Origin of the sequence: Micromonospora sp. 067-2 (assembly GCF_046549295.1) — a bacterium.
Taxonomy (GTDB): domain Bacteria; phylum Actinomycetota; class Actinomycetes; order Mycobacteriales; family Micromonosporaceae; genus Micromonospora.
Map to the genome: position 1 here is coordinate 190,069 of NZ_JAJPWB010000007.1, position 14,187 is coordinate 204,255.

General features: G+C 71.6%; 14 protein-coding genes. 8 read left to right on the forward strand and 6 right to left on the reverse strand.

Annotated elements, in window-relative coordinates; genetic code table 11:
• Positions 1-64: 64 nt before the first annotated feature.
• Positions 65-658 carry a MarR family winged helix-turn-helix transcriptional regulator gene (locus ACLJN9_RS18510; protein ID WP_410812671.1) on the forward strand — a complete coding sequence of 198 codons (594 nt, stop codon included), beginning with the start codon at positions 65-67 and terminating at the stop codon, positions 656-658.
• 97 nt (positions 659-755) lie between these two features.
• On the opposite strand, the gene ACLJN9_RS18515 is transcribed toward ACLJN9_RS18510, so the two are convergent.
• Both ACLJN9_RS18515 and ACLJN9_RS18520 read right to left on the reverse strand, forming a co-directional pair.
• Positions 756-2,264: a phosphoesterase gene (locus tag ACLJN9_RS18515; protein ID WP_410812672.1), complete on the reverse strand. Its 1,509-nt coding sequence runs from the start codon at positions 2,262-2,264 to the stop codon at positions 756-758.
• 111 nt (positions 2,265-2,375) lie between these two features.
• A complete protein-coding gene (locus tag ACLJN9_RS18520) occupies positions 2,376-3,038 on the reverse strand; it encodes a hypothetical protein (RefSeq protein ID WP_410812673.1) in 663 nt (220 codons plus the stop codon).
• 318 nt (positions 3,039-3,356) lie between these two features.
• Here ACLJN9_RS18520 and ACLJN9_RS18525 point away from each other — a divergent pair, with 318 nt between their 5' ends.
• Both ACLJN9_RS18525 and ACLJN9_RS18530 read left to right on the forward strand, forming a co-directional pair.
• Complete coding sequence (locus tag ACLJN9_RS18525) at positions 3,357-4,319, forward strand: helix-turn-helix transcriptional regulator (protein ID WP_410812674.1); 963 nt, start codon at positions 3,357-3,359, stop codon at positions 4,317-4,319.
• 76 nt (positions 4,320-4,395) lie between these two features.
• On the forward strand, positions 4,396-5,037 hold the full coding sequence (locus ACLJN9_RS18530; RefSeq protein WP_410812675.1) for a DUF6624 domain-containing protein: 642 nt from the start codon (positions 4,396-4,398) through the stop codon (positions 5,035-5,037).
• Positions 5,038-5,053: 16 nt separating this feature from the next.
• On the opposite strand, the gene ACLJN9_RS18535 is transcribed toward ACLJN9_RS18530, so the two are convergent.
• Positions 5,054-5,449, reverse strand: a complete 396-nt coding sequence (locus tag ACLJN9_RS18535; protein WP_410812901.1) for a winged helix-turn-helix transcriptional regulator — start codon at positions 5,447-5,449, stop codon at positions 5,054-5,056.
• A gap of 98 nt (positions 5,450-5,547) precedes the next feature.
• Between ACLJN9_RS18535 and ACLJN9_RS18540 the strand changes: the two genes are divergently transcribed.
• Positions 5,548-6,405 (forward strand): NAD(P)H-binding protein, encoded by an 858-nt coding sequence (locus ACLJN9_RS18540; protein ID WP_410812676.1) that lies wholly within the window; start codon positions 5,548-5,550, stop codon positions 6,403-6,405.
• A gap of 80 nt (positions 6,406-6,485) precedes the next feature.
• Here ACLJN9_RS18540 and ACLJN9_RS18545 read toward each other — a convergent pair whose 3' ends face one another.
• Positions 6,486-6,863, reverse strand: a complete 378-nt coding sequence (locus tag ACLJN9_RS18545; protein WP_410812677.1) for a hypothetical protein — start codon at positions 6,861-6,863, stop codon at positions 6,486-6,488.
• Between the two features lie 263 nt (positions 6,864-7,126).
• On the opposite strand from ACLJN9_RS18545, the gene ACLJN9_RS18550 reads away from it, so the two are divergent.
• Both ACLJN9_RS18550 and ACLJN9_RS18555 read left to right on the forward strand, forming a co-directional pair.
• Positions 7,127-8,074, forward strand: a complete 948-nt coding sequence (locus ACLJN9_RS18550; RefSeq protein ID WP_410812678.1) for an ion transporter — start codon at positions 7,127-7,129, stop codon at positions 8,072-8,074.
• 53 nt (positions 8,075-8,127) lie between these two features.
• On the forward strand, positions 8,128-8,481 hold the full coding sequence (locus tag ACLJN9_RS18555) for a TraR/DksA family transcriptional regulator (protein WP_410812679.1): 354 nt from the start codon (positions 8,128-8,130) through the stop codon (positions 8,479-8,481).
• A 74-nt stretch (positions 8,482-8,555) separates the two neighbouring features.
• On the opposite strand, the gene ACLJN9_RS18560 is transcribed toward ACLJN9_RS18555, so the two are convergent.
• Positions 8,556-9,053 (reverse strand): GNAT family N-acetyltransferase, encoded by a 498-nt coding sequence (locus ACLJN9_RS18560; RefSeq protein WP_410812680.1) that lies wholly within the window; start codon positions 9,051-9,053, stop codon positions 8,556-8,558.
• A gap of 121 nt (positions 9,054-9,174) precedes the next feature.
• Here ACLJN9_RS18560 and ACLJN9_RS18565 point away from each other — a divergent pair, with 121 nt between their 5' ends.
• Both ACLJN9_RS18565 and ACLJN9_RS18570 read left to right on the forward strand, forming a co-directional pair.
• A complete protein-coding gene (locus tag ACLJN9_RS18565; RefSeq protein ID WP_410812681.1) occupies positions 9,175-10,155 on the forward strand; it encodes an ATP-binding cassette domain-containing protein in 981 nt (326 codons plus the stop codon).
• A complete protein-coding gene (locus tag ACLJN9_RS18570) occupies positions 10,152-10,976 on the forward strand; it encodes an ABC transporter permease (protein WP_410812682.1) in 825 nt (274 codons plus the stop codon). Before ACLJN9_RS18565 ends, ACLJN9_RS18570 begins: the two co-directional genes overlap by 4 nt.
• A gap of 1 nt (position 10,977) precedes the next feature.
• Here ACLJN9_RS18570 and ACLJN9_RS18575 read toward each other — a convergent pair whose 3' ends face one another.
• Positions 10,978-14,157 carry a BTAD domain-containing putative transcriptional regulator gene (locus ACLJN9_RS18575; protein ID WP_410812683.1) on the reverse strand — a complete coding sequence of 1,060 codons (3,180 nt, stop codon included), beginning with the start codon at positions 14,155-14,157 and terminating at the stop codon, positions 10,978-10,980.
• Positions 14,158-14,187 lie beyond the last annotated feature (30 nt).

A 14,187-nucleotide genomic window follows, 5' to 3' on the forward strand; every position in this document is an offset into this window, starting at 1 on the left:
AACCTTATGCCACACAGAACATCTTCTGCCAACAAGGTCTATGCGACTGCGCTATTGTCGTGCCATGACGGCTGCCACCGACGCTCGGGATCGACCCGATCCCCTCGACGAGGACCTGGGCTGGATGCTCGGGATCGTCTTCCGCGGCTACGTCCGGGCGGCTGAGCACACGCTCACCGACTTTCCCGGTGGCCCGCGCGGCTACCAGGTGCTCACCGCCGCGATCAACGGGCCGGCCCGGAACCAGGGGGCCATCGCCGAGGAGCTCGGTATGGACCGGACGGTGCTCACGTACGTCATCGACGACCTGGAACGACCCGGCCTCGTCGCCCGCCGGGCGGACCCGGCCGACCGGCGCAGCCGGCTGGTCGACGTCACCGACGTCGGCCGTACGGCGTGGGAGCAGCAACGGCGGTCGCTGCGGCAGGTCGAGTCACATCTCCTGGGGACCCTCTCACCGGCCGAGTCGGCGACGGTGCGGGCCCTGCTTCAGCGGGTCGCCTGCTCCGCGCAGGCCGCCGACCCACTGCGGGATCTCTGCGAGGTGGTCGCGCAGGCGCAGCCCGACCTGGATTCGACGCCCCGTCCGCCGGGCGCGTCGGCGTCGCCCGCACCGGCGCGGCGGACGCCGGCCACCCGCACCCGCCGTCGCGACTGAGCAGGGCACCGTCCGGTGCGCACGGGTCCCGCCGACGCCCGACCGGTCGTGGGTCGAGCGGCGCCGGCGGAACCCGCTGTGCCGCTACGGCGCCGGGTCAGCGCACGTGCACGAACACCGGGTTCGAGTAGAACCACAGGTCGTCCCACGGGCTCTCCGGCCCGTCGGCGAGCGGCTCGGCCTCGTCGGTGCTGGTGCCACGGACCCGCGCGTACGTGTCGGTCTCGACGTTGCGCAGCGTGTGCCGGATGACATGGTCCGCACCCTGTCGGCGCCAGTCCCGTGGACCGAACCGGGCCACCACCGTCGTGGAGGGGTTGGTGTCGGCGTCCGGGTTGGTGCTCGGGCCGGTGATCTGACCGACGATCAGGTCGACGCGCCGGACCTCGGGGCGGTCACCGTTGCCGTTCACGCCGTCCAACGGACGGAACCTGATCTCGATCTCGACATCGGTGCGGCTGCGTCGGCTGACCGTGATGCTCTCACCCACCTCGGCGGTCCGGCCCTGGGAGCTGGCGGTGACGTCGAGGCTGCGGATCAGGTCTCCGGTGGTGACCCAGATCCGGCCGTTGCGCAGGCCGTCCATGATGTCGCCGTAGTCCTGGCGGGCGTGCACATAGGTCTTGCTGTACTCGCCCGGCCAGAAGTCCGCGCCGCCACGCGTCCAGTGCACGTGCGAGTCGGAGGTCGCCGTGATCCACCAGCGGCGGCCCTCGCCGAGCAGCGAGTCCCAGAGCCCACCGACCCGCGCGGTCATCTGGTCGAAGCCACCGTAGGTGGGGTGGTTGCCGTATCCACCGCGCTTGCCACCGTTGAGCGGACCCGCCTGGTGGCCGGGCGCGCCCTCGAAGCCGACATAGATGTCGGGCGCGGCGTCGTTGCCGTTGCGGAACTCCCGCGGGGTGTCCTGGCCGTACACCCCCAGCCCGGTCGCCGAACGGGACGCGTGGTGGGCGATCACCAGCGGCTTGTGCGGCATCCCCCGTGCCACCTTGAGGAACTCCACCATCTTCGCCTCGGTGTCCCGGGCCGGATCGGTGGGGAACGCGTCGTACTTGGCGAACCGGCTCTCCAGCTCGAACAGCTGCTTCGCCTCGTCGTCGTGACGGGGGATCATCAGCGTGTGGTGGTCGAGCGCAGGCGTGTCGAACTCCATACCCCAGAACTGCAGCACCTCGGGGACGAGCTTGCGCGAGCGCAGCAGGTCGGGGTACGCCTGCTCGATGTTCACCTTCGAGTGGGTCGGTCCACCATGGTCGGTACACATCGCCCAGGTCAGGCCGAAGTTCTTCGCCATGATGGCGTTGGTGACGATCGGGTAGACCGCGTCGGCGCCCTTGTGGAAGACCACCGGTGACTTCGTGGTGTCGAAATCGCCGCTGTACTCCGAGTGGATGTGATGGTCGCCCGCACGCCACACCCGACTCTTGGAGCCACCCCGGTCGCTCCTGTCGTCGCTGGGCCGGCGCTCCTCGTCGGCCCACGCCGCGCCGCCTCCCACCAGCGGGCTGGCCGCGGCCAGCGTCGCGCCGACGCCCGCGTACTTGACCAGCTTGCGCCTGGACAGTTGCCCGCGCTCGGTCTCTTCGGGTTGCTTGTTCCGCACGTGAGAGCCCTCTCCTCGATCGAGCTGGTGCTGCCGTCCCAGCAGCCTCGAAGAGGATCATGAACACCCGCTGTACGGGGTACGGGCGCACGATGAAAACCCGGGCCGGCGTCAGATCCGGGAGCGGGGCAACCAGCCCAGGAACCGGTTCCGGACCCGGTGCAACGACAGCGTCGGCAGGTCCTGAGCGGCGGCGATCAGGCAGGAACCGAGGTAGACGGCGAGGGCGGCGCGCGCACCGCCGAACTCGGCGAGGAGCTGGCTCTGTTTGGTGGCGCAGGGCCAGTCGCGGCCGCAGCCGGTGCAGGTCCAGTCTGGTGGGCTGGGTAGGTGCTCGGGCACCCTCGTCCGGTGGTAGCGGCCCAGAACGTCGTTCTCCGAGCGCCCGTCGTGGCGGCGGGGCGTCGGGCGTCTGTTGCGCGGCGCCGGAGGCAGGTCGGTGGGGAGGTACCGCCGGACGGTGCCGAGCAGCACGCCGACCCGGATCAGTGCGTCCGGCCCAACGTGGTGGGCCAGCAACGCCGTCATCAGGTAGTGCCCCAGCGCGTCGAAGGAGTCTCGGTTGAGGCGCAGGCCACGGCAGGCGTCCACGAAGGCGGGTGTGGTCAGTGGCACCCGGTCGGCCAGGGCTCGACCCAGCACCTCACGTAGGGCGCTGCCGAGGTTCTCCAGCGCGTCGCCGCCGCCCAGCTTCGTGCCGTCCAGGTCCGCCAGTCGCGCCAGCGCCTCCGCCGTGGCCAGCCGTATGATGCGGTCAGGGTCGGTACCGTCCAATGGTCACCCCACTCGATGGCCGGTCTCCCGGCGTCGACCCGGCCCCCTGTACCGGGAATCAGGAACAACAGTCCGTCGGTGCAACCTGCATGGCTAGGACAGCATGCGCAACATCACCGGCCGCGGTAGTCGAAAAACGAAGTCGACCAGCCGACATACCGATGTGGAGGCGTGGGGCTACCCACCGGCGCTGTCGTGTGGTGCAATTCCCATGAATCTCTTGTGTGCTGGTGGGAATTGTCGACAGTCAGTTCCGACCCGACAGCGCCACCGGTTCGGCCCGGCAGCCGGCGGCACCTCCGTAGACGGAGACAGCGGATGACCTCACCAGTGCAGACCCGAGGCTTCGAGAGTCGAGATCCGGCGGTCATCCACGACTTCCTGGCCAGCACCTACGACACGGACCTGCGCATCCACGGTGGGGACGAGAGCTACCGACTCGTTCATCGGCGCGTCGACGCCGGACCGTTCGCCCTCGCGGCGGCCGGTCAGACAGCGCACCTCGACATCGGCGTGAACGGCATCGACGCCCTGGTCGTCTGCCGCTCCCACACCGCCCGGCTGGAGCGGGCCACCGATGCGTCGGTCCACCGGTGTGGCCCGGGCGACGTGTTCCTCACCAGCAGACCCGGGCTGCCGTTCGACGTGCACTGGCAACCGGGCGAGGTGGAACTCTGCGTGCTGGACCTCGCGGTGCTGGCGCAGGTCGCCACCGCCGCACCGGACCGGCGACCCGGTCAGATCCGGTTCACCGACCTCGCTCCTGCCACTGCCGCTCTCGCCCGGCAGTGGTTCACCACCACCCGCTACATCAGCGACGTCGTGCTGACCAACCCGATTGCCAGTGCGCAGCCGCTGGTGATCGGCAACGCCGCGCGGATGCTCGCCGCGGCCGCGCTCACGATCTTCCCCAACACCGCAGTCACCGATCCGACGATCGAGGACCGGCGCAACGCCGGCACCGCCACCCTGCGTCGGGCGATCAGCTTCATGGACGAGCACGCCGACCGGGACATCACCGCAGCCGACATCGCCAACGCCGCCGCCGTCTCGCTGCGGGCGGTGCAACTCGCCTTCCGCCGTCACCTCGACACGACCCCGATGGCGTACCTGCGTCAAATCCGGCTTGATCGCGCCCATCACGATCTCGTGCGGGCCAACCCCCACCAGGACACCGTGTCCGCCATCGCCAGTCGGTGGGGATTCGCCAGCCACAGCAGGTTCACCGCCCGCTACCACGCCAGCTATGGCGTGCCGCCCCGCGAGACGCTCAACGCGTGACCGGTCACCAGCCGTGGGCGCGCTCGTCCTCTTGACGAGAACGCCGGCCCGGCGACAATCGGCGGAAGGAGGCATCATGAGAACGCTGCTCCGGGTCCTGCCACCGCTGGCCGCCATGCTGGCCCTGTCCGCCTGCACCGACCCGGCCGAGCCGGCCGGCACCGCGCCGTCGCTCACCGCACCGCCCGTCGTCACACCGCCGCCCTCCGTGACCCGTTCCCCCGCCGTCTTCAACAAGGCACTGCACGACGAACTTGTCGCGATGCTGGCGCGCGATCAGGCCGACCGCGGCGGCACGCCGCAGACCGAGACCGACCAGGCTCGCACGGCTCGGCTGAAGGACATCATCCATACCCATGGCTGGCCGACCTTCGGCCTCGTCGGCCGGGACGGCGAGAACGCCGCCTGGGCGATCGCCCAGCACTCGGACCTCGACCCCGCCTTCCAGCAGCAGGCGATCGACCTGCTGCGCGAGGCCGTCGCGATCGGTCAGGCGTCGCCCGGCAACCTCGCCTACCTGCAGGACCGGGTCACGGTCGCCAAGGGCGAGCCCCAGCTGTACGGGACGCAGGTCCGCTGCGGACCGGACGGCCCCGTTCCGGCGACTCCGATCAGGGACGAGCCGGGTGTCGAGCAGCGCAGGGCGCAGGCGGGTCTGCCCACGCTGGCCAGCTATCTGGCCGAGATGACCACGATCTGCGCGCAGGACGTCGACTGACGCGCCCGGCGGTGGGCTAGGCGCGGTCGCGTTCGTGGGTGTCGCGGGCGATCTGCACCTCGGGCACCGCGCTCTCCAACAGGTCGGCGAGGCCGCGCAGCTGCTCGGCGACGCGGGCGCCGAGGGGGGTCAGCGTGTATTCGACCCGCGGCGGGATCGCCGTGAGGACCTCGCGGGTCAGCATGCCGTCGCGCTCGAGGGTCTGCAGGGTCTGGGACAGCATCCGCTCGCTGACCCCGTCGATGCGCCGCCGCAGCGCGTTGAACCGGTACCGACCCTCGCCCAACGCCAGCAGGGCCAGCGAGGCCCATTTCGAGGTGACGTCCTCGAAGGCGGCGCGGGAGGTGCACCCTCGCGCGAAGACATCGCTGACGAGTTCCTGGGTAGGCCCCGCCGAGTCCCGGGTCGGCATGTCGTTCACCTCACCAGCCTACCCGATGGTTACGCGATAGCATGCGCTGTAGATTAGTAAGTGCTTACGGATTTGTTCCTGCTTCTGCGGAGGTTCTCATGCCCACCTATGCCGTCACCGGCGCCACCGGCCGGCTGGGTCGACTGGTGATCGAGCAACTGCTCGACACCGGCGTACCCGCCGCCGAGATCGCCGCCATCGTTCGCACCCCCGAAAAGGCGGCCGACCTCGCCGCCCGGGGCGTGGAGATCCGCCAGGCCAACTACGACGACCCGTCGACCCTGCCCGGCGCCCTGGCCGGCACACGCCGCCTGCTGCTCATCTCCGGCGACACGCCCGGTCAGCGCGTGGCACAGCACACCGCGGTCGTCGACGCCGCCAAGCTCGCCGGCGTCGAGCGCCTGGCCTACACCAGCATCCTGCACGCCGACACCACCACGAACCCGCTGGCGCCGGAGCACAAGGCCACCGAGGAGGTCATCGCCGCCTCGGGCCTGGCGTACACGATCCTGCGCAACGGCTGGTACACCGAGAACTACACCGACCAGCTCCCGCAGTACCTGCAGACCGGCACGATCCGCGGCGCCACCGGTGGCGCCCGGGTCTCGGTCGCGACCCGGGCCGACTTCGCGGCGGCAGCCGTCGCGGCGCTGACCGGCGAGGAGGACGGCAACGCCGTCCACGAGCTGGGCGGGACCGCCCTCACCTTCGACGAGCTGGCCGCCACCGTGACCGAGGTCACCGGCACCACCGTCGTCCACCAGGACCTGTCGGCCGCCGAGCTCGCCTCGGCTCTCGAGAAGGTGGGGCTCGACGCCGGCACCGCCGGGTTCGTCGCCGCCCTCGACACGTCGATCGCCATCGGTGAGCTGGTGACCGACAGCGGCGACCTCGAACGGCTGATCGGTCGCCCGAGCACGCCGTTGCGCGACGCCGTCCGGGCCGCGCTCGCCTGACCGGGCCTCGATCACGAGCCACCTGGGCCAGCATCAGGGGCGGGCGGCGGGGCTTACCCGTCGCCCGCCCCGCGCATCGGTCAGTCGGTCGGTTCCTCCGTCTCGTCGTCCTGCTCGGTCAGCTCGGCCAGCATGTCGGCCGCGTCACGGTTGCCGCCGTCGGCGAGCCGACGAAGCTCGGCCACGTCGACCCGCTCGGCCGCCAACTCCACGAGCTGGTCGGTCGCGTCGCCGTCGCCCCGATCAGCAAGGCGCCGCAGCTCACCCATGTCGCCACGCTCGCTGGCAAGCTCGACGAGCTGAGCCGCAGCGTCGGCGTTGCCGCCCTCGGCCAGTTGGCGCAGCTCCGCAAGGTCACCCCGCTCACCGGCGAGCTCGACGAGCTGGTCGACGGCGTCCCGGTCACCGTTCGCGGCACGCTCCCGCAGGTTCGAAAGATCAGAATCTGACACGGTCACGACACCTCCTCCTCAGGCTCACCACCGAAACCTAGACAACCGGCGTCGCCTGGGGCGGGCGAACGCCTCAACACCAACGACACACCCCGGCCGTCGTCGTCCCCGACGGACGGGTGGCCGTGCCACGGAGAGCAGGGCCGGCCGCGGCTATTGATCTTGGATAGGCTGACGGACATGCCCCAGTGCCTCTCGCACCGCCACCCTGACGGCCACCGACGGGCCCACCCGGCGGCCTCGACACACATCCTCGGGTCGGCCAGCTGGTGAGTGGAGCACCCGCGCCCGCCCAGCGCGGCGCGCCGACCACCCCGGCACGCCATCGGCCCGGGCTGGTCGACAGCTGTCACCGGCTCGCCCGGTCGCGGTCCTTCGAGATCGGCATCGTCGTCGTGATCCTCGCCAACGGGATCGTCCTGGGCCTGGAGACGTACGACGACCTGAACGTGGCGGGCCCGGCGCTGCACTGGCTCGAGCTGTTCTTCCGCGCCGTCTTCGTCGTCGAGATCGGCATCCGGCTGACCGCGTACGGCCGCCGCCCGCAGGACTTCTTCCGGCGCGGGTGGAACGTCTTCGACTTCGCGGTGATCGCGGCGATCTTCATACCGGGCCTGCACGGCGACTCGGCACTGCTGCGAGTGGTGCGGGTCGCCCGGATGGTGCGGCTGGTGCGGTTCTCGCCGGGACTGCGCACCATCGTCACCGCCCTGTGGCGCAGCCTTCCGGGCGTCGGCGGTTTCCTCGCCCTGGCCGTGGTGACGCTCTACGTGTACGGCATGGCCGGCTGGCTGATCTTCGGCAGCAGATACCCGGAACAGTACGGCGACATCGGTCGGTCCCTGCTGACGTTGTTCGTGCTGCTGTCACTGGAGACGCTGCCGGACCTCATCGAGCAGGGGATGGCCATCTCGCCGTGGACGCTGCTCTACTACGTCAGTTACGTGATCATCACCGTCAACCTGCTGCTCAACATCCTCATCGCCGTCATCGTCAACTCGATGGAGGAAGCGCGCCGGTTGGAGATGACCGAGCGGTTGGCCTCCGGGTACGACGGGGACGGTGACGGCGTACCGGACGAGGTGGACCGGATCGCACTGACCCAACGGCTCGACGACCTCCGGGCGGTGATCACCGAGTTGGAGCGGGAGTTGCGGATCGACCGTGACGACGGGCATGGTCGCCCGCACCGCGGGGATGCCCGCGCCGCACGGTGATCGATGTCGCGGCACCTCGGTCGGCGGGATGTCCGCAGTACCGTTGAACGGTCATGGACAGGGACAACAGCTCGATCCGGGCGGCACTGCTGCGGTTGCGCGACGACACCGAGACCCAGGCGACAGCTCTGGACGGCGATCTGCGGAGCCTGTTCGAGGCGTCCCGGTCGTCCAACGCCGATGACGAGCACGACCCCGAGGGCAGCACGATCGCGTTCGAGCGGGCACAGCTCAGCGCGGTTCTGGACGCGACACGGCGGCGCCTCGCCGAGTTGGACGTCGCGGTGCAACGGGTCGACGCCGGCACGTACGGCGTCTGCGAACGGTGCGCCCGTCCGATTCCTGTCGAACGGCTGGTCGCCCGCCCCTCGGCGGGTACGTGCGTGGCCTGCGCCAGCCGACACTGACGCCGAGGCGGCCACCGGCCTGACCGTCCGGCCGAGCTGTCGGACCGGGCGACGCGCGTCCCGACGTCGACTCGTCACGTGATGGTGGGGCTACGACGCTCCAGCAGGACGACGTCCCGCCAGCGGTCGTGATGGCGGCCGACCCGCTCACGTACGCCGACCACACGGAACCCGGCCCGCTCGTGCAGGGCGAGGCTGGCGGTGTTCTCCGGAAAGACCCCGGACTGGATGGTCCAGATGCCGGCGGCTTCGGTCGAGGCGATCAGCCTGCCCAGCAGCAGCCGGGCGATCCCCCGCCCCCGAGCGGCCGGATCGACGTAGACGGAGTGTTCCACCACCCCGGCGTAGACCGGGCGGCTCGATGTCGGTGCGACGGCGATCCATCCGAGGACGGCGCCGTCGCCGTCGACGGCCACGAAGCGGTGCGGGATCAGCCTCGCGGCGTCGAAGGCCGCCCAGGTCGGCACGGTGATCTCGAAACTGGCGTCGCCGGCGTCCAGCCCGGTCTGGTAGATCGCCAGCACCCGGTCGGCGTCGGCGACAGCCATGGGACGCACGGTGATCTCGATCATCGGCACGCACCTCCCACGCTGACCTCGTCGCCAGCGTGCCACAGGCCCACCGGACGCGTGTCGGTGCCGGTGTCGGTGGCGTGTCAGGGCGGTGTCAGGCGGCCCGCGCAGGCTGTACGACATGACAAGTGACCTGGTGATCGAGGCCGAGGGCCTCGTGAAGAACTTCGGGAAGACGAGGGCGCTGCGAGGCGTCGACCTCGCCGTTCCCCGCGGGACGGTGCTCGGGGTGCTCGGCCCCAACGGCGCCGGCAAGACCACCGCCGTACGCATCCTCTCCACGCTCCTGACGCCGGACGCCGGCACCGCCCGGATCAGCGGCTTCGACGTCGTCCGCGACGCCGAGCGGGTCCGGCAGAGCATCGGCCTCACCGGCCAGTACGCCTCGGTCGACGAGGACCTCACCGGGCGGCAGAACCTGGAGCTGTTCGGCACCCTGCTGGAGCTGGGTCGCACCGGCGCCCGCCAGCGGGCCGCCGAACTGCTCGGCTGGTTCGACCTGAGCGCCGCCGCCGACCGGCAGGCCAAGACCTACTCCGGCGGTATGCGGCGGCGCCTCGACCTGGCCGCCAGCCTCGTCGGCTCGCCGGACGTGATCTTCCTGGACGAGCCGACGACCGGGCTCGACCCGGCCAAGCGCGAGGACATGTGGGACGTGGTCCGGTCGCTGGCCACGAACGGGTCGACCGTCCTGCTGACCACGCAGTACCTGGAGGAGGCCGACGCCCTCGCGGACGCGATCACGGTGATCGACCACGGTCGGGTCATCGCGTACGACACGCCCGAAGGGCTCAAGCGGGTGGTCGGGGGTCAGACCCTCGAGGTCCGGCCGAGCGACCCCGCGCACCTGCCGCGGATCGCGGCGATCCTGTCCGAGGTGGGATCCGGTGCGCAGGCCGACGAGATCCGCAAGGGCGTGCTCGCGGTGCCGGTCGGCGACGACGCCGCACTGACCGAGAGCGTCGCGCGGTTCGCCGCGGCGGGCATCGCGGTCACCGAACTCTCCCTGCACCTGCCGAGCCTCGACGAGGTCTTCTTCACCCTCACCGGGCGCACCGCGTCCGACGACGACACCACCAGCCGCACGGAGGTCGCCGCATGAGCACCCTGGTCGCACCACCCACCAAGAGCCCCGTGCTCTCGACAGCCACCCCGAACCCACGACCGTTCAGGCTGATCCGGCACTCGCTGGCGCTCGCCAAGCGCAGCCTCATCAAGACCTCGCGTACGCCTGAGGCACTCATCGACGTCACGCTGCAGCCGGTGCTGTTCCTCATCATCTTCGTCTACATCTTCGGCGGTGCGGTCGCCGGATCCACCCACGACTACCTGCAGTTCCTGCTCCCCGGAATCCTGGGGCAGACCATCGCCACCGGCGCCATCGCGATCGGTGTCAACCTCAACACCGACATCGCCAAGGGCATCTTCGACCGGTTCCGATCGCTGCCGATCCCCCGATCCGCGCCGCTGGTCGGCGCGGTCCTGGGCGACGTCGTCCGGTACGTGATCGTCACCGTCTCGACCCTCGCGATCGGCTACCTGCTCGGTTTCCGGATCGACTCCGATCCGCTGCGGGCGATCGCCGGCTGCCTGCTCGCGGTGCTGTTCGCGCTCTGCCTGAGCTGGCTGCCGGTCTTCGTGTCGATGAAGGTGCGCACCCCCGGTGCCGTGCAGGGCCTGATGTTCGCGCTGATCATGCCGCTGAGCTTCGCGTCCAATGTGTTCGTCAGCGCCGACACCCTGCCCGGCTGGATGCAGGCGTTCGTGAACGTCAACCCGATGACCCACCTGGTGGCAGCGATGCGCGGGCTGTTCCTCGGCACACCGGTCGGCTCGCACGTGTGGTGGACACTCGCCTGGTGCGCCGGCTTCGTGGCGGTGTTCATGCCGCTGGCACTGCGCGCGTACCGCCGAAAGATCTGACCTAGGCGAGCAGGTCGTCCATCAGCGCGCGGATCCGGGCGGTGACCGCACCGACCGGCCGCGCGCGCCACGCGGCCGTCAACGGCTCGCGCTGCGCCTCGTCGCCGAGGGCGGCGGCGAGCCGTTGGCCACCTCCGGGCGGCAGGAACGGATCGAGGTGGCTGCCGATCCGCAGCCCGAGCGCGAACAGTTCCCGCGCGGCCGCGGCATCGCCCCGGTACGCGGCGAGCTCGGCACCGCCCAACGCCCACGCCCCGATCACCGGCAGATCCCGCGAGGAGAGCGCCTCGTCGCGGGCGAGCGTCATCAGCACGACCGCCCGCGCGTCGGCCTCCTGGGACGCGGCCTGCCGCACCTCGGCGACCCGCAGGTAGAGGACCGCCACCGCGACCCGCAGGATGGCGCGGGGCTGCGGCGACGCCCCGGTCCAGACGGCCATCGTCCGGGTCACCGTGTCGGCGTGCGCCAGCGCCTCGTCGTACCGCTCGCGCTGCCACGCGAGGTGGGCCAGCCCGAGATGCGCCTGCGCGGCGTCCATCTCGTCGCCGTGGCCCGGCGTCGCCGTCTCGCCCAGCCGTCGCTCCGCGTCCGCGTCGCCGGCCAGCGCGAGGTACGCGTCCAGCCGCACCCGGGTCGAGCGGGCGTCCTGCGTCGCACCGACCAGCTCCAGGTGGCGGATGCTGCGCCTCAGCCACTCCGTGGACCGGGCGTCACGGCGCGGAAGGAAGACGTGCCCGACGGCCCCCGCCGCCATCCCCATGCCCCAGTGGTCACCGGCTTCCTCGAAGCGCCGGTACGCCTGCTCGGCGTCGACACCCGACGCCTCGGAGATGCCGCCGTTGTCCCGGACGGCCGCCCGGGCGAACAGACCGAGCCCCTGCACGTACGGGTCCGGGTGCGCGATCATCTCGGCGGTGCTCTTCATGCTCTCGTCCACGTCGGCCGCGTCGAACCCGGGCAGCGCCGACGCGATCACGCGCTGCCGGGTTGACACCTCGGCGGCCCGCTCGGCGAGGAGCGTCCGCAGGGCGCGCCGGGCGAGCACGGTGAGCCGCAGGTTCCCGCTGACGCCGGCGTTGACGCTCACCAGCACACACATCCAGGCGAGCCGGTCGGCGTCGGGCAGGGGCCGACCGGCGGTACGGCCGCGCGAGATGGCCGAGCACCGTCGGCCCGACGGATCGTCGGCGTGCAACAGACCCCGCGCCCACCCGAGGACCTCGAGGTGCAGGCCGCGCACCGTCCAGAGGTTCAGCAGCGCGCCGGCGATGTCCACGGCGGCCGGCTCGTCGTCCTGCCGAAGCGCCCAGCGCAGGCCGGCGATCAGGTTGTCCTGCTCGGCGGCGCAGCGGGCCAGCGCGTCGATCTGGCCGGGGCCAACGAACCGGTCGACCAGGAAGAGGGCCTGCTCCCTGGCCCAGCCGACGAGGCCGGCCATGGCCGCATCCCGGTCACCGGCCATGTCGAGGCGGGCCTCGCCATACTCGCGGACGGTCTCGAGCATCCGGTAGCGGGGCGGGCCATCCCCCTCGACCAGGGTCAGCAGGGACTGCTCGACGAGTGCCGCCAGGCCACGTCGTACGTCCGGGACCGGCGCGACCGCGGCGGCGAGATCCGCGGTGAACGACGCCGGGATGACCGCGACCCGCTGGAGCAGCTCGCGGTCGTCGGGCGCGAGGAGTTCCCTGCTCCAGTCGACCATCGCCCACAGACTCGCGTGCCGCTCCGGCAGGCCGCGCAGCGCGTCGTCGAGCAGTGCGAAGCGGTCGCCCAGCCCGTCGAGCAGGTCGTCGATCGGCATGTGCCGCAGTCGTGCGGCAGCCAGTTCGAGCGCCAGTGGCAGGTTGTCGAGCCGGTGACACAGGGCGAGCGCCCGTGCGGCGTCCCAGGTCGGCACCGCGCCGCCGGCCCGCGCCCGGGACTCGATCAGCCCGAGCGCGTCGGCGTCGGGCAACGCGGTCAGCCGATGGACCAGCTCACCGGCGAGACCGAGCGGGGCCCGGCTCGTCGCGAGCACCGCGACCTCGCCGGCTGTCGCCGTGACCAGGTCCGCGACGACGGTGGCCACCGCGTCGAGGACGTGCTCGCAGTTGTCCAGCACGATCAGCCCGTCGAGATCCGGCGCGACGGCGCGCAACCGCTCCTCGGGGTTCAGGACCCGCCGTTCGAGGCCCAGGTTGCCACCGGTGGCCGAGGTGTCCGCACCGCCGAGCACCGCGAGAACCGTGGGCAGCACCTCGTCGGGCGAGCGCAGACCGGCGAGTTCGATCACCCGTACCGTCTGCCCGGCCGCCGCCGCACCACGCGCCACCTCGGCGGCGAGCCGGGTCTTGCCGGCGCCGCCGCTCGCCACGATCGTCACCAGGGGTGCCACGGTGAGTGCCTCGCACACGGTCGAGACGTCCCGTTCCCGACCGAGGAGTGCGGTCATCGAACGGCGCCACGCGGCGGGCAGGGCGATCCGCGTCGGCTGACGGGGTGGCTCCACGACGGCCGGGGTGGTCAGCTCGCCGCGCAGCAGCGCCAGGTGGACCTGTGTGATCACCGGCGACGGGTCGGCGCCGTACCGGTCGGCCAGGTCGGCGCGCAGCCGCTCGACCACCTCCAGGGCCTCCGCGTCGCGGCCCTGCGCGGCGAGGATCCGGACGAGCAGGGCGGCCGACGGCTCGTCCGGGGGCGTCCGCGCGACGAGCCGGCGCAGGTCAGTTTCCTCGTACGACCCCGCACCGGCGAGTGCCGCCTGCGCCCGCAGCGCGGCGACGTCCGCGAACAGGCGGGTGCTCTCGGCGGTGGCGAACTCCGGGACCTCGGGAAACAGGGCACGCGCCTGGTCGGCGGCGCTGCGGGCGGCGAAAGCGTCACCGGTCTGGAGCACGGCACGGGAACGTTCGACGAGCGCCCGGGCCTCGACCGCGTCGACGGTGACCTCGTCGGGAGGCAGGCGGTAGCCACCCGGCACCGCGACAACGGGCAGGCCGAGGCGGCGGACCCGCGATACGAGCGCCTGGATGGCACCGGTCGCGTCGTCCGGCGGCGTGCCGTCCCAGACGGCGTCCACGAGGAGACCGACGGAGACCGTACGCCCGCGCGCGTCGACGAGCGCGCGGAGCACGGCGGCGAGCCGCTCACCCCGGACCGGCCGGCCGTCGACGGCGAGCGGGCCGAGGATCGTGATCTGCACGGACCCAGCATCCCCCACCCGTACGCCGAG